Here is a 23,267-nt window from a genome sequence, read left to right on the forward strand (position 1 = left end):
CTCACAGATCGGTCAGCGGCTCATGGCCCGCCCTGATCGGCAGACCCCCCGGGAGAGGCCAGCCGGGTGGTCCAGACTCGGGTAGCAGCTCATCGTCAGCTCCGCTGACATTACAGATGGATCCGATTTCGGGAGGCAGGCCATTGGACTACGTGCGTGAGGGCGATACCCTGGTCATCACGAAGCTGGACCGCCTAGCCCGTTCCGTGGCCCACCTGCTCGACATCCTCGCCAAGCTGGACGCCAAGGGTGTCTCCCTCCGCATCCTGTCCATGGGGATCGACACGGCTACGCCCACGGGGAAGCTGATGCTGACCGTGCTGGGGGCCTTTGAGCGGGAAATCATGCTGGAACGGCAGCGCGAGGGCATCGCCAAGGCGAAGGCGGAGGGACGCTACAAAGGGCGGGTTCCCACCGCCATGAAGCAGGCCGACCAGATCAGGAGGCTGGCGGTGGAGGGCATGACCAGGAAGGCGATTGCCGAAAGGCTGAACGTGTCCGAACGGTCGGTCTATCGGGCCTTGGAGGACAAGCAGGACAACCCGGCCTGACGGGATCAGGCGTGAGGGGCTGACGTGTGGGGAAGGGGGTTCGCAAGAAGACCGAAAACCCTTCCACATCAAGCCTCTAAGCCTTGTCGATGGGCGATGGCGGAGACGAAGGGATTCGAACCCTCGAGACGGTTTCCCGCCTGCACCCTTAGCAGGGGTGTGCCTTCGACCACTCGGCCACGTCTCCGCCGCCGGTCCTATCGGGGGCAGGGCCGGAAAACAAGGCGAAAACGACTGGTGCAAGCGCCACCGCTGCGACCGGGCCCAAGCCCTTCAAGACACCCTAAAGCAGGCTCTGGCACGCGGTTCTGGCGGTCCTCCGTCCCAGCGCCTTGAAACGGGCCGTGAGCCGCCCGATCAACCTCGCCCGAAGCCGAGGTCGCCCCGGGGACCGCCCTCGTCCTGTCGCCGCCCCGGCGGCGGGGCTGCCCCCGGCCGAGAGGCTTGCCCTGCGGCCCCCGGGATCCCGAGCCGAAGGGGACAGCGCGTCCGCGTCATGCTCGGAGCAGCCCGACAGGACGTTTCGCAGGCCCGGGACCTCCCGGAACGCCCGGGCGAACTCGGCCCCCGCGCCAGGCACGCCCCCCTCCGGCACGCCCTCGGCTGACAGGCCCCGCGATCCGCCGCAGGGACGGTCGCGGCGGCCATCCGGAGAGGGGCGGTCCGGGGCCGGCACGGGGCGTCCGCCTGGTCCTCGGCGCGGCGAAGGCCCCCGCGTCGGGCCGGGCGGTCCCGGACCCCCTGCCCTTCCGCCCCGGGCTCCCGGACAGGTCCCCACTGCGCGAGGAACCCCGGCCCCGCGGGGTCGCCCAGGCGCCGCCGCCCCGCCGTCCGAACACCCCGGACGACCCCCCTGCCCTCCCCCTTCGCACCCGTCCCGGCCCCCGCCAGATTCCGCTTGCCCCGACTCGCTTTCTCCGCCACTCACTTACGCGTGAGAGTGAGAAACGCGAATTGAGCCGTAACACCAAGGCCCAGATCCAGCTTCCCCTGCGGGCGCCCCAGACCCGCATCGACCGCCTCGTGGGCGACCACGCCCGCGCCCTCTCGGAACGGCTCCTCGCGCATCGCGCCCAGCTCTTCCCGCCCGACTCGCGCAAGGAGCTGCGGCGCTTCGCCTCCGGCGAGGTCGCGGACCTCCTGGGCGTGACCGACGCCTATCTCCGCAAGCTGTCGCTCGAAGGGCGCGGCCCCCAGCCCGAGACCGGGCCCGGCGGCCGCCGGCTCTACTCGTCCGGGAACATCATGGACCTGCGCCGCCTGCTCGAACAGGGGGCCAAGGCGCCCGGCACCTACCTGCCGGGGCGGCGCGAGGGCGACCCCCTCCAGGTGATCTGCGTCGTCAACTTCAAGGGCGGCTCGGGCAAGACCACCACCGCCGCGCATCTGGCGCAGAAATGCGCGCTCGACGGCTACCGGGTGCTGGCCATCGACCTCGACCCGCAGGCCTCGCTCTCCGCCCTCCACGGCGTCCAGCCCGAGTTCGACCTGAACGACGGCGGCACCCTCTGGGACGCCATCCGCCACGACGACCCCCTGCCCCTGGGCGACGTGATCCGCCGCACCTACTTCACCAACCTCGACCTGATCCCCGGCAACCTCGAGCTCATGGAGTTCGAGCACGAGACGCCGCGCCTCCTGGCCGCCAAGGACGCCGCGCAGGCGGCGAGCCCCTTCTTCACCCGCATCGCCGACGCCCTGGCGACGGTCGAATCCGACTACGACCTCGTCGTCATCGACTGCCCGCCGCAGCTGGGCTTCCTGACCATGGCCGCGCTCTCGGCGGCCACCGCCGTCCTCGTCACCGTGCATCCGCAGATGCTCGACGTGATGTCGATGTGCCAGTTCCTCCTGATGACCTCCGAGCTGCTGGGCGTCGTGGCCGGGGCCGGCGGCAACATGGACTACGACTGGCTGCGCTACCTCGTCACCCGCTACGAGCCCGGCGACGGCCCCCAGAACCAGATGGTGAGCTTCATGCGCGCCCTGTTCGGCGACCACGTCCTCAACCACACGGTCCTCAAGTCCACCGCCATCTCGGACGCCGGCCTGACCAAGCAGACCCTCTACGAGGTGGAGAAGGGCGCCTTCACCCGCTCCACCTACGAAAGGGCGCGCGAAAGCCTCGACGCCGTGAACGGCGAGATCGAGGCGCTGATCCAGAAGGCCTGGGGGCGCTGATGGGACGCAAGAACCTGCTGAGCGGCCTGCTGAACCCCGCGCCCGCCGGGCCGGACGCAGCCCCCTCCCCTTCCCTGGCCCCTTCCCTGGCCCCTGCCCCGCCCGAGCGCGCGCGCCCCAGCCGGGGCGCCATCGGCGCGGTCAGCCAGTCCATCGCCGACCTCAAGGCCCGCGCCATCCTGGAGATCGACCCCTGGACGATCGAGGCCGGCGGGATGCAGGACCGCCTCGAGTCCGACGCGGCCGAGGACGCCGAGCTCGCGCGCTCCATCGCCGAATACGGCCAGCAGGTCCCCATCCTCGTGCGCCCCCACCCCGAGAAGGAGGGCCGCTACCAGATCGTCTACGGCCGCCGGCGGGTGCTGGCGCTGCGCGACCTGGGCCAGCCGGTCAAGGCGCTGGTGCGCGACCTCGACGACCATGCGCTGGTCATGGCCCAGGGGCAGGAGAACACGGCCCGGCGCAACCTGAGCTTCATCGAGAAGGCGAGCTTCGCCTACCAGATGACCGAGGCCGGCTACGACCGCAAGGCGATCTGCGACGCGCTCGCCATCGACAAGACGGCGATCTCGCGGATGCTGTCGGTGGTGGAGCGCATCCCCCAGGACCTCATCCGCTTCATCGGCGCGGCCCCCTCGATCGGGCGCGACCGCTGGTTGCAGGTGGCCGACATGTACGCCTCCCGCCCCCAGGACAGCGAGACCGTCCAGAGCCTCCTCGGGCTGATGGTGGACGGCGGCCCCTCGGACGAGCGTTTCGCCGCGCTCCAGACCTATCTGGAGCGTCCGTTCCGGCCGCGCCCGCCCGATCCGGCGGCGCCCCGCACCCCGCGCGCGCCCACCCGCCCGGTCCGCACCGCCGACGGCCTGCGCCTGGGCGCGGCCCGGCGCAGCGACACGGCGGTGGTGATCCGGCTCGACCGCGCCCGCAGCCAGGGCTTCGAGGACTGGCTCCTCGACCGCCTGCCCGACCTTCACCGCGACTGGCTCAAGACACGCGGCGATTGAGTTCCACAACCCCAAAGAGAAAGGAGAACGGGACAGCCCAAACGAAAAGCCCCCCAGGACGGCGGACCATCCCGGAGGGCGTTAACTCGGCTCCCTAGCGCGCCAACGCTAGAACGAGGCATTTTTCACACGCCGAGCTAGCGCCTTTTTCGCAAGCCTGTCAACACCGGCCCTGGGCCGGCTGGACGTTTTCGTCCCTGCGACAGCCATGAAGCACATCGCGCTCACCCCCTTCGGGCGGGCTCCGGCGACGCTTGCCCAGGTGGCGGCGGCCCGGACGGCCCCGCCCTGCCCCGCCGTGGACAAATGGACCCTCTATGCGCGGCTCCGGACCGCCCGCGTCCGGCTCGGCGTCAGCGACCGCGACCTCGGGGTCCTGCACGCCCTCCTGAGCTTCCTGCCCGAGCGGGAGCTTCGCGACGGCGAGCCGCTGGTGGTCTATCCGTCCAACGCCACCCTCTCGGACCGCGCCCACGGGATGCCGGAGAGCACCCTGCGCCGCCACCTCGCCGCCCTGGTCCGGGCCGGCCTGGTCGCCCGCCGCGACAGCCCCAACGGCAAGCGCTACGCCGCCCGCAGCCGCGCCGGCGAGCTGGTGGCGGCCTATGGGTTCGACCTCCGCTCGCTCCTGCTCCGCGCGCCCCTCATCGAGGCCGAGGCCCGGGCCGCCGAGGCCGAGGCCCAGGCGCTCCGGGCCCGACGCGCCGAAGCCGTGGTCCTGCTGCGCGACGCCTCGAAGCTCGCCGCGCTGCTCGGAGCCTCGGAGGCTGCCGATCCGCTGGACGGGGCCCGAAGCCTCCTGCGCCGCCAGCTCGGTCCTGAGCAGGTCGCCGCGCTGGTCCGCGATCTGTCCGGGCTTGTGGACAACCTTCGCGCGCGCCTCGCCCCGGCAGAGGAGATGAGCGGCAATGACGGCCAGAATGAGCGGCACCAACAGAGTCCTATCCAGAAGGATCATGATCCGATTGGCGGCCACGAGGACGAGGCGGCGGACGCGGCCAGCCGGGCTTGCCATGAAATCGAAGAGCCGGTGCGGCCGAGGTCCCATCGGGCAGGCGGCGAGGCCGCCATCCCCCTGGCGCTGGTCCTGAAGGCCTGCCCCGAGCTTCTGACCTACGCGGAGGCGGAGCCGCGAAGCTGGCGGGACCTGGCGGCCCTGGCCGAGAAGGTGCGGGGCTACATGGGCATCGCCTCGACGATCTGGGTGGAGGCGCGAAGCCGGATGGGGCCGGACCTGGCGGCGGCGACGGTGGCCGTGATGCTCCAGAGGTTCGGGGAGATCCGGAATCCGGGCGGCTATCTCCGGCGACTGGTGGAGCGTCACGCCGAGGGGCGGCTCAATCTGAGCGGGCTGATCTTCGGGCTGCTCGGGCGGCAGGGGGCGTGAGGACGGAAAAGTTGACAGCTGTCAACTTTCGCACGCCCGGCGGATGGGGCGGTGCAGAGTTGCCGGCTGTCAACTTCGACACGGGCGGTCGGCGCAAAGTTGACAGCTGTCAACTTTTCATCGGGCGAGGGCGCGGCGGAGCTGGGCCTCGGGGCCCTCGCCGTGGCGGGCGCGTTCCACGATGGTAAACAAATGGTTAACGCGCGTTGCCCACAGCGCGCCGATCAGGGCCTTCTCGCGGGTGTCGGCGGCGGTGGCGAGGTGATCGCCCTTGTATTCCACCACCAGGAGGCGGCCGTCGGTCAGGCGGGCGACGAAATCGGGGTAGAACCGATCCGAGGCGGTGGGGAGCCAGAAGCTCGACCGGTGGCGGGCAGGGTTGCGGGTCCAGACCTCCACCTCGGGCAGGGAGTCGAGGGCCTGGGCGCAGGCGATCTCCTCGGGGTTGAGTCCGGGGTCGATGCGGTCGGGGCCGAGGAGGTGGCGGCGGTAGCGGAAGGGCGAGGCGACGGTGGGGAGGTCGGCGTGGCTGTCGCGGTCGAAGCGGGCGACGCCCGAGGGGTCGGCGCCGAGGTCGGCGTCGGGGCCGAACAGCGCGGACTGGTAGGCGTCCCGCCGGGCGGCGGCGCGGCTCGCGTCGAGGCGGGCGCGGGCCTTGGCGGCGATGGGGTGCTGCCAGTCGATCACCACGTCGAGCGGCAGGCCGCGCGCGGTCAGCAGGTGGCCGACGAGGCGGGCGAGCCAGGCGTGGAGGTCGGGCTCGGGCAGGTCGGGGGCGCGGCAGCGGGCGGTGAGCCACTGGACCAGCGTCGCCTCGCGCGCCGCATCGGGGGGCTGGGGCAGGCCGGGCAGGACCGGCGTGGACCGGGTGGAGCGGGAATAGCGCAGGCGCTCCCCCTCCATGTCGATGTCGAGCACCTCCTCGGAGCGGTCGAAGGCGAGGTCGGCCTCGGTCAGGATCGCGAGGGCCGGGTCGGGCGACCAGTCGGCGCGGTCGAAGATCTCGCCGGACTCGGCGCGGAACAGCTCGCCCTGGAGCCGGACGGCGAGGAAGGGGACTTCGAGGACCGCGCCCCGGTCGGCGGGGCTGCGGGCGGCCTCGACGCGGGCCTCGTGGCGGGCGAGGAGCGCGGCGAGGGCCGGGCGCTCGGGCAGGGGGGTGAGGGCCGCGAGCGCGGCGGCGACGGCGGGGGCCACGTCGCCGCGCACGCCGACGCGCAGGCCGCCGGGGGAGGGGAGGTAATCGACGCCCGCCTCCTGCAAGCCGCCGAGGGTGGCGCGCGCCTCGGGCGTGTCGGGGAGCAGGCAGTCGAGCACGGGGCGGGGCGCGACGGGATCGGGGTCGAACAGGGCGCCTTGCGCGTCCTGCGAGACGGCGGCGGGGCGCAGGCCGTCGCGCACCTCGTCGTCGGTGAAGCCCATGGCGGTCAGCCGTTCGCCCAGCGAGGCCGCGACCTCGGTGAAGTCGGGCTCGGACACATGGGCGTAGGCCATGTTCAGGGCGGGGTCGGCGCGGCGGCGCGCGCCCGGCATCCGGAGGACGCGGCCGAGGATCTGCTCGACCGCCGTCGCGCTGCGGAGGCGCTGGGTGGCGCAGAGGACATAGGCCTGCGGGCAGTCCCAGCCCTCGCGCAGCGCGTCCACGGTGATGACGTGGCGGATGGGGCAGGCGGGGTCGCCGAGGTCCACGCCGTCGAGGTCGCGCCGGTCGCCGGTGGCGATGGCGATGGAGGCGGCCGGGGCGAGGGCGGCGTCGATCAGGAAGGCGCGCAGCTCGTCGGCGGTGGGGTGGCCGGTGCGGTCCTGCGCCTGATAGAGCACGATCGGGCGGAGGGGGTCGCGCGCCTGCTTTGCCTTTTCTGTCAACAGGTTACGGGTCGCGACGGCGCCACGGACGGCCTCCTCCCAGCCCGGATGGGGGCGGACGCGGATGGGGAGCTTTATCATCTCCTCGTCCTTGAGGGCCTGGGCGGTGACGGAGAACAGGATGTTCTGCCGGTCGCGGGGGGTGGCGGTCAGCTCCACGATCAGGGACGGGTTCAGGCGGGCCTGCATCTCGCGGGTCAGGCCGGTGACGGCGTTGTGCGCCTCGTCCACGATCAGCACGGGGCGGTGCGCGTGGCAGAGGTTGGCGAAGGAGAACTTGACCGCGCCGGGGGTGGGCCGGGGGCCGGCGCGGGTGGCGGCGGCGTCAAGGTCGGCGGGGGCGACGGTCTCCATCCCCTCGGTCGGGAGGGGGCCGAAATGCGGCTCCAGATCCTCGCGGTGGCCATAGACCTTGCGGCCGAGGGTGTTGGTCACGCGGAAGGCCTGGATCGTGGCGACGACGATCACGGCGGCGGTGGCGAGATCCTGGGGGAGCAGGGATTCGAACTCGGCCACGTCGAGGACGCGGACGCGGCCGAAGTGCGCGTCGAGCCGGGCGCGGTAGGGGTGGCGGGGGTCCTTGAGCGCCGCGACCGTCTGGGCGCGGATCATGTCCGAGGGCGCGAGCCAGAGCGCGAAGGGGCGGTCGCGCCCGAGGAAGGGGGCGGCGACGGCGAGGGATTCCCCCGCCAGCAGCGTCTTGCCGCCGCCGGTGGGCAGGCGGAGGCAGACATGGGGCACGTCCGGCAAGCCGGGGAGGGGGGCGTAGGAGCGGGGCAGGGGGGTGCGGCCGAGGAGGCGGGATTCCTCGTCCTGCCGGGCGACCTCCTGCGCGAAGGCGCGGGCGGGGCCCAGGGCGGGGGTGGCGTCGAGGACGCGGCGCAGCGCGTCGAGCGCGGCCTGCTGGTAGGTCTTCAGGTCCATCAGGGGCGTCCGGGCAGGTCGAAGGGGGTCTGGCGGAAGGTCACGTCGCGCGCTTTCAGCGCGGGCGCGGACAGGCGGCAGGCGGCGCCATAGACGGTGAGGGGGCCGGAGGGCGCGGCCTCGCGCAGGAGCTTCAGCACGTCATGGGTCAGGACGTTGCCGCCCTGGGGGGAGCGGTCCTTGAGGATGCCGTTGTACAGGAGCGCGATGGCGCGGCCGCCGTGGTGGCCCAGGACCGGGCCGGGCGGGGCGTCGGAGGAGGGCAGGGGGGTCCGCGTCTCGGCCAGCCAGACATGGGCGGCGAGGTCGGCGTAGCGCACGGCGGGGTCGATGCGGCCGTCCGCGTCGTAGACGGCGGGGCCGAGGGTGCAGAAGCGGAAGGCGCCGCCGCCCTGCCAGCCCACGGCGGGGCTGATGCCGCCGCCTTCCCCGTCGATCACGCGGCGGAGGCGGAGCGCGCAGTGGGTGCGGGCGTGGTCGCCCATCTCGATGCCGATCCAGCGGCGGCCCATCTTGTGCGCGACGGCGGCGGTGGTGCCGGAGCCGAGGAAGCTGTCGAGCACGAGGTCGCCGGGGTTGGTGGCGATGTGGAGGATGCGTTGCAGGAGGCGTTCGGGTTTGGGGGTGTCGAACGAGTCTGCTCCGAAAAGAGTGTTTACCTCCTGTTTTGCCTCCCCAGTGTGGCCGACTTCTTCATGTGGCCACCAAGACCATGGCACTAAACCTTCAACTTCGCTCAAATAACGGATCACTCTCGGAACGCCGGATCCATTTCTTCCAAACCAAATTCTGCCATTAGCGCGGAGCCTGTGATACTCAGGTTCCAGCATGGCCCAGTGTCGCCCTGAAGGAGGCCGATGAATCGTGCCATCCGGTCCTTCTATGGGATACTCCATATTGGCCCTTAGACCCGCTCCGGTGAAAGATATTGACTGCCATGGTCCACGAGGATCATCGTTCGGGTTCTGATAGGCGCGGCTGATTTTGGCGTCTGCTTGAATGCGATTTCTAGATTTTTTAAAGAGTTCAGGGTCCGGTGAGTAAACCAAGATGTGTTCGTGAACGTCGCCAATCGCGGCGTTGTTCTCTCGTGAATATCTCTTCTGCCAAGTTAGATTAGCAATAAAATTCCGCCTTCCGAAAATCTCGTCCATCAGCACCTTGAGGTAATGCCCCTCCCGGTCGTCGATGCTGACCCAGATGGAGCCGTCCTCGGTCAGGAACTCGCGCAGGAGCCGGAGGCGGGGCGCCATCAGGGCGAGCCAGGTCGCGTGCTCCAGCCCGTCGTCGTAATGCGCGAAGGCCGAGCCGGTGTTGTAGGGCGGGTCGATGTAGATGCAGCGCACCCGGCCGGCGTGGAAGGGGAGCAGCGCGCGCAGGGCCTGGAGGTTGTCGCCCTGCACCAGGAGGCCCGCGTCGGGGGCGGAATCGGGTGCGGGGGCGCCGTGGGAGAGCGCGGGCTCCTCGCGCAGGGTGCGGAGGGGCACGCGGGCGTGGGCCGCGAGGTCGGCCTCTCGCGTGAGCCAGTGGAGCTGGGGCATGGGGGCGTCGCCTGTCGGTTGCCGCGCGAGTTAGGCCAAGCGGGCCCGTGGGCGCAAGGCGGCGCGGGGCCGGGGGGGGACGGTCAGAGCCGGTGCTCGCGCAGGGACCCGGGGGGGAGGGCGGCGCGCGCGGCGTCCAGCACGTGCCGGTGGTGGGTGAAGAGGACGACCTGGACCGTGCGGCCCAGCTCGGCCAGGGCGGCGAGGCCGGGCGCGAGGCGGTGGTCGTCGCTGGTGATGAAGAGGTCGTCGGCGAGGAAGGGCAGGGCCCCGTGGTCGGCCGCGTGCCGCTCCACCGCGCCGATGCGGAGCGCGAGGTAGAGCTGGTCGCGGGTGCCCTCGCTGAGGCCCTCGACCTCGCAGGTCGAGCCGTCGGCCCGGACCGCCACCAGCACCGGCGCGTCGCCCTGGCCGTGCCGCACCTCCAGCCCGGCCCAGGGGATGGCGCCGCCCGAGGCGATCAGCCGGAAGATCTCGCCGGCCCGGCGGAGGAGGGGGTGCTCGTTCTCGGCGCGGAAGCGTTCCATGGCGCGGTCGAGCAGGTGGCGGGCGGCCTCCAGCCGCATCCAGCGGTCGGACAGCGCGGCGATGGCGTTGCCGGCGTGGCGCATCTCCTGGGCGGCGTCGGCGGCCCCGGCCCGGCCTTCGAGCGCCTGGAGGCGCTGGCGGGCCGAGGTCTCGGCCTGGGCGGCGGCCTGTCCGGCCTCCTCGATGCGATGCGCCTCGTCGTCGAGCGCCTGGAGGGCGGCGGCGCGGTCGTCGGGCGGGACGGACCCGGCCTCCTCGCGCAGCGCGGCCTCGTCGAGGCCGTCGCCCGCCGACCGGAGGCGGTCCCTCTCGGCGGCGGTCTCGGCTTCGAGGGTCCGCCGGTGCCGGCCTTCGGCGGCGGCGTCGAGCGGGTCGGTTTCCTCGGCGAGGCCATGGGCGCGGCGGAGGGCCCGGCAGCGGTCCCGCGCCTCGGCGAGGCGGAGGTCGAGCGCGGCGGCGCGGCGGCGGGTTTCGAGGATGCGGGCGGACAGCTCGGCGGCCCGGTCGATGCGGAGGTGGTCCTGCTGGAGCCGGTCGCGCAGGGCCCGGATGGCCGTGGCGGGCCCGTCGGGGTCGTGGTCGGGGTCGAGGTCGGCGGCGATCGGGCCCAGGTCCGCGAGCAGCGCGCCGAGCCGGGCGCGGACCTCCCGCACGTCGCGCCGGAGGCCGTCGAGGCGGCTGCGGGTCTGCGAGCGGTTGCCCCATCGCTCCCGGATGTTCTGCCAGTGGAGGAGGGCGGCCTCGGCCTCGGCGACGGAGGTGGTGGGGTCGAGGTGCAGGCGCGCCATGGCGTCGGACCAGGATCGCCGCCAAGCGTCGAGATCGGCCTCCGTCCGGGCCACGTCCGCGCCGAGCCGCGCGAGCCGCCGCCCCGCCTCGGCGCGCGCGAGGGCCCGCGACCGCTGGTCGGCCCAGGCCTGCTGCGCCTCGGCCAGCGCCCGCTGGACCCGGCGGAGGAGGTCCCCGGGCGATCCGTCCGTCGCGTCCGCCAGCCCGAGGAGGCCGGCCGCCGCCCGCAGGTGGTCGCGGACGCCCTCGGCGAGCCGGCGGGCGGCGCTCAGGGCCTCGGCGGCCTGCCGGCGCTCGGACAGGAGGCGGAGCACCTCGTCGCGCTGGCGGAGCCAGTCGAGCATCGCGGGCGGGGCGTCGGGGTCCGCGATCAGGCCGGCCCAGACCCCCGCCCAGCGGTCGGCGTGGTCGCGGAGCTGCCCGAGCGTCAGGTCGCGCGCGGCCCCGGCCGCGTCCCGCCCGGCCTCCAGGCCCTTGCGCCGGATCGCCAGGTCGGCGAGCCGCTGGAGGCGGAAGGTCTCGGCCTCGCGGCGGTCGGCGAGCGCGTCGGCGTGGCGGAGGAGGGCCTCGAAGGCGGCGGGGGCGTCGCCGGGGGCGGGCCGGTCGTCGAGGTCGCCGTCGAGGCGGGCGCGCAGGAGCCGCCAGGCGCGGTCGCGGCGGTCGCGGGCGGCGCCGACGGCGGCGGGCGAGGGGATCTCGCCCAGCTCGCCCAGGCCCTCCTCCTCGGCCGTGGTCGCGAGGAGCCCCGCCTCGGCCTCGCGGCGGCGGCGCTCGGCGTCGGCCAGGGCGTCGTCGAGCTCCTGCCGCTGCCGGGCGAACTGGGTCACGACCTCGCGCGAGGGGGCGGGCCGGGCCGCGAGGTCCTCGGCGCCGCCCTGCCAGGGCGTCAGGCGGCCGAGCCCTTCCCGCAGGTCGCGCTCGGCCGCGGCGTCGCCCCGCTCGGCCTGCGCCAGCCGGTCCTCCGACGGCCCGAGCGCCAGGGCCTCGGCGAGCCGCGCGGCGGCCTCGGCGGGGTCGGGGACGGGGAGGGGATGGGCCGCCTCGGCCTCCTCGACCGCGTCGCGGGCCCTGTCGCGCTCGGAGCCGAGGGCGTCGAGCCGGGCGCGGAGGTCCTTTCCCCGCCCGGCGAGGTCGCGGACGTGGGCGATCAGGAGGTCCGAGGGCATGGAGTCCCCGACCGCATCGAGGTCCGGCGGCCGGCCCAGCCGGGCGAGGTGATCGGCGATCAGCCGGTCGTCGGCGGCGAGGGCCTGCACGAGCTTGGGCTCGTCCGACTCGTCCTTGAGGAACTCGCCGAGCGTCACGTGGAGGGCGTCGATCTCGTCCCGCCGGGCCTCGAAGCCCAGCGGGGCCGGCGCCTCCGCCGCCTCGCGGACCAGCTGGGCCAGCGCGTCCCCCTCGTGGCGCAGGGCCCTTTCGGCGTCGCGCGCCTCGTCGGCGGCGGCGCGCCATTCGGCTTCGAAGCCCTCGGGGAGGCGCGAGGTCGGGGGCGGGAGCGCCGCCAGACGCTCGGCCCGCTGGTCCAGGGCCAGGAGGATCGGGCCCACGCGCCGGATGCGGTCCAGCCGGGCGCGGCGACGGCGGAGCGCGGCCGCCTCGTCGGCAAGGCGGCGGCGGGTCTCCAGGGCGGAGTCGAGCGCCTGCTCGGCCTCGCGCCATTCGTCGCCCCGGAGGGCGTCGGCGCGCATCCTCTGCTGGGAGCTGGTGAAGCGGTCGATCTCGCGCCAGAGGGGCTTGGTGGAGGCCTTCCGGGCGCCGAGGGCGCCGAGGTCCGCGAGCTGCCGCTCGATGCGCGACCGGGCCTCCCCGACCCGCGCCAGCCCGCTCCCGGCCTCGAAGAGGCTCCGCGTGAGGTCGCCGCCCGCCTGGAGCATCGCCGCGCCGCCGTCGCGCAGGCGCGCGTGGTCCAGGCCGAACATCCTCTCGAAGAGGCCGCGGTCGGCCGATCCGAGGAAGCGGTCGAGCGCGCCCTCCGGGAGGGGCGCCCCGGTCTCGCCCAGGAGCGTCCGGTCGCGGCCCTTGCGCCGCTTGAAGGCGAGCCTCTCGCCGGCGTCGTTCGTCACCGTGGCGGCGAGGCGGAGCTCGGAGGTGTCCCAGCGGAAGCCGAAGGGCGTCCGGTGGGGGAAGCCGAAGAGGAGGTCGCCCACGGCCGCGAGCAGGGTGGACTTGCCGGCCTCGTTGGGGCCGAAGACGACGTGGAGGCGGACGCCGTCGCCCCCGAGGTCGAGCGTGCGGTCCGCGAAGTGCCCGTAGCGTTCGAGCGTCAGCCGTTCGAGCCTCATGCGGGGGCGTCCTCGGACGCGAGGTGGTGGAGGAGCAGCGCCTCGGCCTCGGCGAGCAGCCGGTCGAGCCGGTCGGCGCCGATGCCGTCGAGGCCGCCCTCGGCGCGCGCCGGCGGCGGAACCTTGGCCAGCCCGCCCTCGAGGACGCGCAGGAGGTCCGCCCTCTCGGCCGGGTCGTCCTGCACCTCGCGCAGGAGGCGCAGGAGGTCGGAGAAGCCCTCGCCCAGGCCGGGCGCGGCGGAGGGCGGCCGGGTGCGGACCTCGATGCCCTCGATCCAGACATCCTCGCCGGCCTGGATGGCGACGGAGTGGCATTCGTCCTCCAGCCGCACGGGATCGCCCGCCAGGGCGCGATGGGCGGGGCTCGCCCCGGTCAGCACGAGGCGCACGGCCAGGGTCCGCCCCTCGGCCGCCCGGACCGCCTCCCGCAGGGCGGCCGAGACCGGCCGGCAGAGGTCGCCGATGGTGTCGGCCGAGGAGGCGTCGACCTCGAGCCGGGTCCATCGCACGACATCGACATGGACCTCCTCCAGATGCCGGACGCGGCCGCCTTCCACGGTGACGACGGTGAAGCCCTTGGCGCCGGGCTCGTTGACGTGGCGGCCCTGAAGGTTGCCGGGGAAGAGGACGGGCGGGTCCTCGCACAGCAGCTCGCGCCCGTGGACGTGGCCGAGGGCCCAGTAGTCGTAGCCCCTGGCGAGCAGGTCCTGCAGGTCGCAGGGGGCGTAGGTGTCGTGGCCGGCGTGGCCCGTGGCCGAGGTGTGCAGGAGGCCGATGTTGAACAGCCCCGGCCGGGCCGCCGGATAGGCCGCCGCCAGGTTCTCGGGCACCTTGCGGGTGGCGAAGCTCTGGCCGTGGACGGCGGCGCCATGGCCCGGAACCTCCCAGGTCGAGGCCGACCGGCTCGGGAACTCGTGGACGTTGGCGGGCCAGGTCAGGCGCCGGGCGATGACGCTCTCGGCGTCGTGGTTGCCCCGGATCATGGCGACGGGGATGCCGGCCCCGGCGAGCCGGCTCAGCTGCCGGACGAGGAACAGCCCGCTGCCGTGGTCGGCCCAGTTGCCGTCGAAGACGTCGCCCGCGATGAGCACGAAGTCGATCCGTTCCCGGATGGCGTGATCGACCAGGCCCTCGAAGGCCCGCCGGGTCGCCCCGACGAGACGCTCGGCCCTGTCGCCGGATCGGTCCCGGAGTCCGGCCAGCGGGCTGTCGAGATGCAGATCCGCCGCATGGATGAACCTCATGCGACCCCTCGCGTCGGTTGGCGGCCATCCCCTACGGCCGCGCTCAGGCCCGCAGGGTGGAGGAGGTCCGAGGCCGGGCAAAGGGGAACGGATGGCGAACGCCCGTCTTTGGGCCGTCACTGTTGCCTCGGCGACAAAGGAAGGGCGAGCGAGCGCATCCGCGCGATCGCGGGGGAGCCGGGCGCCGGCTGGTCCGCCTCCTTCGGCCGCGCCCAGGCAGCTTCGGATCTGGGCGTGCCCGCCCGTGTCCGCTACGCTTGCGGCCTGCACCCGGACCGGAGCCATGTTGGAACGTCACGCCCGCGAGATGTGGAGCAGCCTGGGCCGCGCGATCGGCGCCGCAGGCGACGCCGATTTCCAGGCCGCCGTGCGCGCCTTCCTTGCCGGCCACGTCGCCTTCGACAACTACCTCCTCATCGCCTATGTCGGCGCCGAGCCGCCGGTGATCCTGTCCCGCGCCAGCGCGTCGCCGCTCGTTCACGCCGGGATCGAGAGCGACTACGCCCGGGCGCACTACCTGCTCGACCCGTTCTACATCGCCCACCTCGCGGCGGTGCCGGCCGGCGTCCACCGCCTGACCGACCTCGCGCCCGACAAGTTCCGCGGCACCGCCTACTTCGAGCGCTACTACGAGCGCACCACGCTCCTGGACGAGCTGGCCTTCTTCGCCTACCCGGCCAACGGCTGGACCCTGAACATCTGCATCGGCCGGGACGAGACCTCGGGCCTGTCCTTCAGCAAGGCCGACCTTTGCCGCGCCCGCGCCATCGCGCCCGTCGTCACGGCCCTCCTCGAAACGCGGTATGCGTCGGCCTCCCTGCACGAGCAGCGCGCCAAGTCCGATCCGGTCGCCGACCTGCGCCGCCGCCTGCGGTCCCGCGAGGGGATCGAGATCACACCGAGGCAGGCCGAGGTCGCCATGCTGATCCTGCGCGGTCACTCGGCCAAGTCGATCAGCGACGTTCTCGGCATCAGCTGGCAGACGGTGCGCGTCTTCCGGCGGCAGCTCTACGAGCGCTGCCGCGTGACATCGCAGGCGGAGCTCTTCGCCAAGGTCATGCCGCTGCTCTGACGCGCCTAACGCAACGGGGTTATATACCCCTGCGTCCGGGGCCTGCTACGATTTCCCTGGCCCCCTTGCGTTACTCCGGGAACGAGGCGGCTCAATCCAAAAAAACAGGGAGTATGTCCAGATGGACGCAGACATCCGAGACGGCCAAGGCCACCTCAAGCGGACGCTCGGTTTGTGGGCGGTGGTTCTGTTCGGCCTCGCCTACATGACCCCGATGATCGTCTATGGCACCTTCGGCATCCTGTCCGAGGTCAGCCATGGCATGGTGCCGACGGCCTACCTGATCGCGCTTTGCGCGGTGCTGCTGACCGCGGTCAGCTACGGCAAGATGGCCTACATCTTCCCGGTCGCCGGGTCGGCCTACACCTACGCGCGCAAGTCCATCGGCCCGAGCGTCGGGTTCATGGTCGGCTGGGCGGTGCTGCTCGACTACTTCTTCCTGCCCATGGTGATCTGGCTGATCGGCGCCGCCTATCTGGGCGAGGCCTTCCCCGCCGTTCCGACCCAGGTCTGGCTGATCGGCTTCATCTTCATCACCACCGTCATCAACATCATCGGCATCGCCTTCGCCAGCAAGGTGAACTTCGTGCTGATGGTGATGCAGGCCCTGATCGTCGCGGCCTTCATCCTCCTCTGCATCCATTATGTCAGCGCCTCGCAGGGCGCGGGCGGGCTCGTCTCGGCCCGACCGTTCTTCAACGCCGAGGTGAGCTTCTCCTTCGCCTTCGCCGGCGCCGCCATCGCCGCCTACTCCTTCCTGGGCTTCGACGCGGTGACCACGCTGACCGAGGAAACCATCGACCCGAAGCGCAACATGCCGCGCGCGATCTTTCTCATCGCCCTGATCGGCGGCGCGATCTTCGTCACCGCGGCCTACTTCGCCCAGCTCGCCCACCCGGAGACCACCTTCGAGAACGTCAGCGCCGCCGCCTTCGTCATCGCGGCCAGGATCGGCGGCGACATCTTCGCGGCGGTCTTCCTGATCGGGCTGGTCGTCGCCCAGTTCGCGTCGGGCCTTGCCGCGCAGACCTCCGTGGGGCGGCTGCTCTATGCCATGGGCCGCGACAGCGTGCTGCCCAGATCGGTGTTCGGCTACATCCACCCGCGCTTCAACACGCCGGTCTACAACCTGATCCTCGCCAGCCTGGTCGGGCTGATGGCCCTTTACCTCGATGTGGCGACCTCGACGTCGTTCATCAACTTCGGCGCGTTCCTGGCCTTCACCTTCGTCAACCTGTCGGTGATCGCGCTGGTCCTGAAGAAGCACGAGGCGATGCGCGACACGGGCGCGCTCACCGGGCTGGTCGTTCCGGCCCTGGGCGTGGCGTTCAACCTTTACCTGCTCGTCAGCCTCGACACCAAGGCGATCACGCTCGGATGCATCTGGCTGGCCCTGGGCGCGGCCTATCTCGCCTATCTCACCCGCGGCTTCTCGCGCCGGCCCCCCGAGGTCAGCTTCAACGCCGCCTGACCGTTTCCGCCATGGCCCGACCTGCCCCCGAGGCGGCAGGTCGGGCCCCGATCCCGAGCCCCACCGGGAGGGCCTCATGAGACTCGCCGTTTTCCAGTCGCACCCCGCCCGTGCCGACAAGGCCGCCAACCTGGCCCGCCTGCGCGAGGTCGCGCGGGCCTCGGCCCTGGCGGGGGCCGACGTGCTCGTCTGCTCCGAGCTTTTCCTGACGCGCTACAACATCGGGGCGGAGACGCGTCGCCTCGCGGAGCCGCTCGACGGCCCGTCCGTGAGCGAGGCGCGAGGCATCGCCCGCGACAGCGGCTGCGCGATCGTCCTGGGCTATCCCGAGCTGGCCTGCGGCGCGGTCCACAACAGCGCCGCGATGATCGGGGCCGATGGGGAGGTCCTCGCCAACTACCGCAAGATCAACCTGTTCGGGGATGCCGAGAGGTCGCTCTTCGTCCCAGGCGACAGGGTGCCGACGGTTCCCTACAAGGGCCGCCGGATCGCGCTGGGGATCTGCTACGACATCGAGCTGCCCGAGTTCGGCCGTCTGGCGGCCGCCGAGGGCGCCGATCTCCTGCTCGTGCCGACCGCGAACATGGCCCCCTACTGGGAGGTCCCGACGACTATGCTCCGCGCCCGCGCCCTCGAGAACCGGCTGACCATCGCCTACGTCAACCTCCATGGACGGGACGAGACCTACGACTACACCGGCCTGAGTGGCGTGGTCGGCCCCGATGGCCTCGACCTCGCGCGAGCCGGCCGCCAGTCGGAATGCCTGCTGATCGTCGATGTCGCGGCGTGACCTGATCGCGGTCGGCGCCAGGGGGCCGGATGGGCTGGGGGAGCCGCGCCGCTGCGGGCCCAGTGGCGACCCGATCGGACGCTCGGAGGACCTCCGCGAGCGGGCGAAGCGTGGGATGGCGTCCTGGAATGGTGGTCTCGGGGCCGGAGTGGAGGCGCGGGAGCAAGTCCGGTTGCCGCGCGTCCTTGTCATCTCGCCGGAGGTGCCCGGACCTCGATGCCGCGCTCCGGCTCCTTGCGATGGGGCTGCAACGATCCGGCCCCATCGAGGCGGGTTGGGCTGTCCTGACCCTGCACCGACACCGCCCTGGACCGCCGGCGTTCGCCGCCGGTCCGACTGCTTCCAGCAAGGGCATGGGTTGCCTTGCCAACGGGGCTGACTCAGACTCGGCCCATGCCGATCGCCCCCGAGAACCGCTGGCTGTACCCCATCGACTGGCGCGAGCTGTCGGCGTTGATCCGCTTTGGGCGGGCCCGGGGCCGCTGCGAGCGCTGCGGGCGGCCGCACGGGCGGGACGTGGTTCACCTGGGCGACGGCTCGGGCATCTGGTGGGACGAGGAGCGCGCGGCTTGGCGCGACGGCCGGGGCCGGCGGGTGCGGGGCCTGCCGCCGCCCGGCGTGCTGGAGGCGCGGCAGCCGGCTCTGCACGGGCTGGAGGCGGCCCCCCGGCTGCCAGTTACCCGCGTGGTGCTGGCCAGCTGCCATCTTGGGCACGACCCCAGCCGCAACGGCCCGCGCGACCTCGCCGCGCTTTGTCAGCGCTGCCACATGCTCCACGACGCCCCCGAGCACCGGCGCACCCGCTGGCGCAAGGCGCATGCGCGGCGCGCCCTGGGCGATCTGCTCGGGCGCTAGAGGGGCGACGGCCGCTACGGCGGCTCGGTCCAAGGCTTGGCTGAGCTCACGGGAGCACATGCGCCGGGTGCGCTGATCCAAAGAGCCTGAACGACATAGGTCATCTTTCTTGACATAACTTCGGTTATGCGACTTCGGCCTGTAGGTGGGGCGCGTTCCGCTTTTGACCGCGACAGGACGTCAGCTGAGGAGAGTCCGTAGATGGTGCCATCTCCGAGCTGTCCAAATACCTGATCGAGGGTGCACAAGCCAAGATGATCAATGCCCGTCCTGCGCTGAGGCTGAGCGACAGTCATGTGCAGGTAGCTGAAGTCCGTGGCACGTGCTGGCTCCGCAGGGCAGCGCCGAAGCCGAACCTGAGGATCTTAGCGCGAACGATCGGCAGCACCGAAAGCGCCACCTTGCGGCCTCCCCATACCGCGGTTTCATTTCACATCTAGCGCGGGCAGCATTAAAGATGCAAGATGCGTTTGCATTTTACCATGGGGCGGTCATGCCGTTTTACATCAGAGACTCCATCAACCTAGGTCCGTTCAAGGTCAACGTCTCCAAATCAGGTCTGGGTATCTCTGCCGGTGTGAAAGGTTTCCGGATCGGGGCCGGGCCAAAAGGCCATTATATTCATGCCGGCAGGAATGGCGTTTACTACAGAAAAACATTGGGAAGCCTTGGCCGAAATGCGAAACCCACACCCACTCAAGGAACAGATTACACCTCCCAAATCGCTAAGATCGCGCCGAACGAAAAGCTGCCGACTTACATGACCGAGGACGGTATCCTCATGCGGCGCATCATTTCTGCCGAGGCGGACGTACTTGTGTCAGAAAGTCATTCCGAGGCTTTGAGCAGCCTCAACGAGGCGCGTGAGCGCCCTTCATATACGCTCATGCTCTGTGGTGCCGCTGGGATCGGCCTTTCGTTGTCGTTCGTATCACAGAACTTGGCCGTCATTGGCCTGTTTGCTATCCTTCTCGTCGCGGCATACGTCATCGGGAACATGATCGACGTTCCTCGACGCAACGTAGTTTTTGCCTATGACCTCGAACCAGTGGTGGAAGAGCGATACAAGGCGTTCTTGGACGCGATTGACCGGATCGCGAACGCTCACAAGATGTGGTTCGTTAAGGCAAAGGGTGACATCACGAACTTGCATGCTTGGAAGAAGAACTCTGGCGCCTCGGAGCTGGTGGACAGTAAAGAGACGGCTGTCTCCTACGCTCTGCCCAAGGGCATCGCCTCGAACATCACTCCGCCTATGATCGTCATTGACGGAAAGAACTGCTACTTCTTCCCGGACTGCCTACTTATAGAAGAAAACAAACGGTTCGGCGCGGTGCGCTATGAAAACATGCGCACTGCCGTTCGCGATCAGCGCATGATTATGGACTCCGCCCCGTCTGACGCCAAGGTTGTAGGGCAGACATGGAAATACGTGAACAAGAATGGCAGTCCGGATCGCCGCTTTAATAGCAACCGGCAACTGCCAATCTGTTTATTGGAAGAGATCGGCATGATCAGCGAAGGAGGATTTAAGGGCCTGTTACAAGTCTCAAAGCATGGCATCGGCGGGGCGTATGTCACCGCCATTACTGAGCTTGGGTCGGTTACGAAGGAATTGAAGGACGCCGAACCTCTTCTCATCACTAAGAACATCTAATGAAACCGGTGTTTAAGTATTGAGGACCTATGAGCAAGCCCCTTGCGTCCGACAATCTCTGGGCGGTTCTTGCGCCGCTTCTGCCTCCCGACCTACTGAAGCCCAAGGGCGGCGACCCTGCTGCGGCAACTGCGTAGTCCTGGCCGGCATCATCTTCGTCCGCGCTCCGGCATCCCGTGGGAGATGCTGCCGCGCGAGCTGGGCTGCTCTGGCATGACGTGCTGGCGTCGTCTGTGGGACTGGCAGGAGGTGGGTGTTTGGGCAGGCCTGCACCGTGTACTGATCGAGCGCTTGTCGGATGCGGGGCACTTGGACTGGAGCCGTGCCTCTCTCGACAGCGCCGCGGCAGCTGCCAAAAAGGGGGGCCATCGCCCTGGTTGCCGCGCCTACCGTGAACCTGACGCTTCCGTTGTTTAAGGCGGCTTACCTTAGCAGCCCGGCTATTTAAGCCGATGGCCTGTTGCTTAAACAACGTGTTCCAGTCATGGTCCGGACATGGCTGACGCTCCACCCCCCAACGGCCGGCTCGGCCGCCTTGTCGAGACGCCCGTGGCCGGTGAGGTCGTGCGCGCCTTCGTACCCCCGCCGCTGCCACCCGACCCGGCCGTGGACGTGCTCTCGCTGCTTCACCGCCTCGGCCTCGCCGAGCGCGCCCTGGGCCGGCTCGACGGCATCACCGTGCTCCTGCCGCGCCAGGAGCTGTTTCTCTACATGTACGTCCGCAAGGAAGCGGTGCTCTCGTCGCAGATCGAGGGCACCCAATCGACCCTGACCGATCTCCTTCGGCTCGAGACCGAAGCCCAGGCCGGCGAGCCGATCGACGACGTCCGCGAGGTGTCGAACTACGTCGACGCGATGATGTTCGGGCTTGAGCGCCTGGAGGAACTGCCGCTCTCGCTCCGGCTCATCCGCGAGATGCACGCCCGCCTCCTGCAAAGTGGGCGAGGCGGCACCAAGGATCCCGGCGAGTTCCGCCGCTCGCAGAACTGGATCGGCGGCAGCCGCCCCGGCAATGCCCTCTTCGTCCCGCCGCCCGTCACCGAGCTCGACGCATGTCTGGGGGCGCTCGAGGTCTTCATGCACGAGGAGCGCTCGCAGCTGCCGGCCCTCATCAAGGCCGGGCTCCTCCACGTGCAGTTCGAGACCATCCACCCGTTCCTCGACGGCAACGGGCGCATCGGGCGCCTACTTGTGACGCTCTACCTCTGCGTCCACGGCGTGCTGCGCAAGCCGCTCCTCTACCTCAGCCTTTACCTCAAGACCCACCGCGCCGACTACTACCGGCTCCTCCAAGAGGTCCGCGAGCGGGGCGCCTGGGAGGCGTGGCTCGAGTTCTTCCTCGACGGCGTCGCCGAGACCGCCAACCAAGCCTTCGACGCGGCGACCTGTATCGTCGAGCTATTCCGCCAGGACCGCGAGCGCATCACGGCCGAGAGCGACCGCGCGGGCTCGGCACTCCGCGTGCACGAGCTGATGCAGCAAACCCCCTACGTCACGAGCAACCAGCTCGTCGCGCGGACCGGCCTGTCTGCGCCGACCGTGAACGCCGCGCTGGCCGATCTCGAGCGCCTCGGCATCGTCGAGGAGGTCACGGGCCGGCGGCGCGGTCGCGTCTTCGGGTACCGCCGCTACCTCGCTATCCTCAGCGAGGGCACGGACCCGTTGCCGGCCAGCTGATCGCAGCCGGGCTAGCCTCACGAGCATGGTCTCGGTGGCGAACAGTCCTCGCTGGACATTTCACCTGTATGGTCAGCTCCGCTAATAGAATTTAGATTATGTGGCAAACCCTTGGCTAGCGGTTTGACCGCTGTTCCATGAGATCGAAGGTATCGAGAGCCTCTTCCTCCCGCTGTTCGAAGTTCCTGACGCGGTCTTCGAGGTGCAGGAGCGAAAGCCCAAGGTCATAGCGGTCCGAGACGATTACCTCCTCCACGACCGGCTCTCCCGAGAACCAAACCCCCGCCGGGTGGCTCACGCCATCGGGTGGAATTTCCGAGGCTCCGGTGGCAGCTGGTGAAGCCGTCGGAACTTCCATTGGGGATCTTCCCCGCGTGCGGAAGAACGCGCCCGAGCGCAGCGCGGGAGTGCTCGACTTCCCCCAAAGCACATAGCCGTCGCGAGACATCACCAGAACGGCGCGCCTCTCCGTGAGGCTCAGCCATTGCAGGACGCAGGCTGTGATTGAAACACCGTAACGCTCCTCTGCGAGCCGCCCCAGCTCGGCAAGGCTCACCCTAGCGCGCGCCGGCACCTGCCGGCGGAAGTCATCGAGCGGCATGAGGAGGCGCGCGGCGAAGCGGTTGGCCTCCGCCTCCTGTGGGCTTCTCTCATGATCCCAGGTGGCCATGTCCTCGGGCCAGCAGCGGAAGCCTCCGTCGGGCGCAAGGTGCCTGTGGACCAGGAAGTGACCCAGCTCGTGGGCGACCGTGAACCGGCGCCGCCCCGGATGGCGAATGGCGTCGCTGTAGGCGATGCCCCATCCCTTACCGCGGCGGCGTCCGTCGACCAGCGCACCGTCACACCCGTCGAGGGGCCTCTCTGAGACTCGCGTGACGGGCGCGTCGCGATCGATCACCGGCGTCCACTCAAGGGCGAGCCGCTCGACGTCGATGGGGAAGCGATCCTCACCAAGGGACTGGCGCAGGATCATGGAGGCCTTGTTGGCCCACCAGTCCGGTCCTCTGTCCGCCTGTGAACTCACTCGTCGTCCCAGAGATCCAAAGTCTTCTGCAGCTTGGCTTTAGTCTTGGGATCGAGCGCCACGTAGCGCCGGAAGAAGACCTTGTCCTCGGGCGCAAGGTCCGCCTCCGAGTTGATCGGCGTGCCGATCAGGAAGTCGACGGTGGTGCCGAGAGCCGCAGCGATGCCGGAGAGCTTCTCCGCCGAGGGCCTGGGCGGGGCTTTGTTCTCGAGCTCCCAGACGTAGCTCTTGCTCGACCCCGACATCTGCGCGAGCTGATCGAGGGTCAGACCCCGCTCCTTGCGCAGCGACCTGAGCCGCTCCCCCATTGGCGTGGCCAAGACTCCCCTCCCCGCATGACTTTCTTGCTTTGGTTCGGTGTAGGCGCACAAGGAGTCCTTGACAACTGGTTCCTCAACGTCGAGTTCGGAGTAGCGATACT

Annotated in this window: 16 protein-coding genes, 1 tRNA gene and 1 pseudogene; 11 read left to right on the forward strand and 7 right to left on the reverse strand. The window is 70.6% G+C overall.

What is annotated here, in order from left to right; translation table 11 throughout:
* Window positions 1-116 precede the first annotated feature (116 nt).
* A complete protein-coding gene (locus J2Z33_RS16240) occupies window positions 117-551 on the forward strand; it encodes a recombinase family protein (RefSeq protein WP_245218932.1) in 435 nt (144 codons plus the stop codon).
* Between the two features lie 97 nt (window positions 552-648).
* Here the strand turns inward: J2Z33_RS16240 and J2Z33_RS16245 are convergent.
* A tRNA-Ser gene (locus J2Z33_RS16245) sits at window positions 649-738 on the reverse strand.
* A 767-nt stretch (window positions 739-1,505) separates the two neighbouring features.
* Here J2Z33_RS16245 and repA point away from each other — a divergent pair.
* From repA to repC, 3 genes are all read left to right on the forward strand, one after another.
* Complete coding sequence (gene repA / locus J2Z33_RS16250; protein ID WP_377110392.1) at window positions 1,506-2,732, forward strand: plasmid partitioning protein RepA; 1,227 nt, start codon at window positions 1,506-1,508, stop codon at window positions 2,730-2,732.
* A complete protein-coding gene (gene repB / locus J2Z33_RS16255) occupies window positions 2,732-3,739 on the forward strand; it encodes a plasmid partitioning protein RepB (protein WP_209843007.1) in 1,008 nt (335 codons plus the stop codon). The genes repA and repB overlap by 1 nt, the downstream gene beginning before the upstream one ends.
* 208 nt (window positions 3,740-3,947) lie before the next feature.
* Window positions 3,948-5,126, forward strand: a complete 1,179-nt coding sequence (repC, locus tag J2Z33_RS16260) for a plasmid replication protein RepC (protein WP_209843009.1) — start codon at window positions 3,948-3,950, stop codon at window positions 5,124-5,126.
* Window positions 5,127-5,243: 117 nt separating this feature from the next.
* Here the strand turns inward: repC and J2Z33_RS16265 are convergent, their stop codons facing one another.
* The 4 genes from J2Z33_RS16265 to J2Z33_RS16280 form a co-directional block, all read right to left on the reverse strand.
* The gene (locus J2Z33_RS16265) at window positions 5,244-7,916 is read right to left on the reverse strand and encodes a DEAD/DEAH box helicase family protein (protein WP_209843011.1); all 2,673 of its coding nucleotides are present in this window, start codon (window positions 7,914-7,916) and stop codon (window positions 5,244-5,246) included.
* A complete protein-coding gene (locus J2Z33_RS16270; protein WP_209843014.1) occupies window positions 7,916-9,457 on the reverse strand; it encodes a site-specific DNA-methyltransferase in 1,542 nt (513 codons plus the stop codon). Before J2Z33_RS16270 ends, J2Z33_RS16265 begins: the two co-directional genes overlap by 1 nt.
* 83 nt (window positions 9,458-9,540) lie before the next feature.
* The gene (locus J2Z33_RS16275; RefSeq protein ID WP_209843016.1) at window positions 9,541-13,056 is read right to left on the reverse strand and encodes a YhaN family protein; all 3,516 of its coding nucleotides are present in this window, start codon (window positions 13,054-13,056) and stop codon (window positions 9,541-9,543) included.
* Window positions 13,053-14,300, reverse strand: coding sequence for a metallophosphoesterase family protein (locus tag J2Z33_RS16280; protein WP_209843017.1), 1,248 nt, complete (start codon window positions 14,298-14,300; stop codon window positions 13,053-13,055). Before J2Z33_RS16280 ends, J2Z33_RS16275 begins: the two co-directional genes overlap by 4 nt.
* A 283-nt stretch (window positions 14,301-14,583) precedes the next feature.
* On the opposite strand from J2Z33_RS16280, the gene J2Z33_RS16285 reads away from it, so the two are divergent.
* From J2Z33_RS16285 to J2Z33_RS16315, 7 genes and pseudogenes are all read left to right on the forward strand, one after another.
* Window positions 14,584-15,372 carry a LuxR C-terminal-related transcriptional regulator gene (locus J2Z33_RS16285; protein ID WP_209843018.1) on the forward strand — a complete coding sequence of 263 codons (789 nt, stop codon included), beginning with the start codon at window positions 14,584-14,586 and terminating at the stop codon, window positions 15,370-15,372.
* A 121-nt stretch (window positions 15,373-15,493) separates the two neighbouring features.
* A complete protein-coding gene (locus tag J2Z33_RS16290; protein WP_209843019.1) occupies window positions 15,494-16,843 on the forward strand; it encodes an APC family permease in 1,350 nt (449 codons plus the stop codon).
* 76 nt (window positions 16,844-16,919) lie between these two features.
* The gene (locus J2Z33_RS16295; RefSeq protein ID WP_209843020.1) at window positions 16,920-17,633 is read left to right on the forward strand and encodes a carbon-nitrogen hydrolase family protein; all 714 of its coding nucleotides are present in this window, start codon (window positions 16,920-16,922) and stop codon (window positions 17,631-17,633) included.
* A gap of 393 nt (window positions 17,634-18,026) precedes the next feature.
* Entirely contained in the window at window positions 18,027-18,488 is a 462-nt protein-coding gene (locus tag J2Z33_RS16300; protein WP_209843021.1) for a hypothetical protein, read from the forward strand.
* A gap of 493 nt (window positions 18,489-18,981) precedes the next feature.
* Entirely contained in the window at window positions 18,982-20,145 is a 1,164-nt protein-coding gene (locus J2Z33_RS16305) for a DUF4236 domain-containing protein (RefSeq protein ID WP_209843023.1), read from the forward strand.
* Window positions 20,146-20,174: 29 nt separating this feature from the next.
* A pseudogene (locus J2Z33_RS18545) lies at window positions 20,175-20,523 on the forward strand (transposase); the annotation flags it as partial.
* Window positions 20,524-20,640: 117 nt separating this feature from the next.
* A complete protein-coding gene (locus J2Z33_RS16315; RefSeq protein WP_209843027.1) occupies window positions 20,641-21,822 on the forward strand; it encodes a Fic family protein in 1,182 nt (393 codons plus the stop codon).
* 115 nt (window positions 21,823-21,937) lie between these two features.
* On the opposite strand, the gene J2Z33_RS16320 is transcribed toward J2Z33_RS16315, so the two are convergent.
* Together J2Z33_RS16320 and J2Z33_RS16325 are read right to left on the reverse strand one after the other, a co-directional pair.
* Window positions 21,938-22,795: an ImmA/IrrE family metallo-endopeptidase gene (locus J2Z33_RS16320; RefSeq protein ID WP_209843029.1), complete on the reverse strand. Its 858-nt coding sequence runs from the start codon at window positions 22,793-22,795 to the stop codon at window positions 21,938-21,940.
* 47 nt (window positions 22,796-22,842) lie between these two features.
* Entirely contained in the window at window positions 22,843-23,166 is a 324-nt protein-coding gene (locus J2Z33_RS16325; protein WP_209843031.1) for a helix-turn-helix domain-containing protein, read from the reverse strand.
* Between the last annotated feature and the right edge of the window lie 101 nt (window positions 23,167-23,267).

The sequence above is a fragment of the Rubellimicrobium aerolatum genome (assembly GCF_017872975.1).
In the GTDB taxonomy this organism is placed as follows: Bacteria; Pseudomonadota; Alphaproteobacteria; order Rhodobacterales; family Rhodobacteraceae; genus Rubellimicrobium; species Rubellimicrobium aerolatum.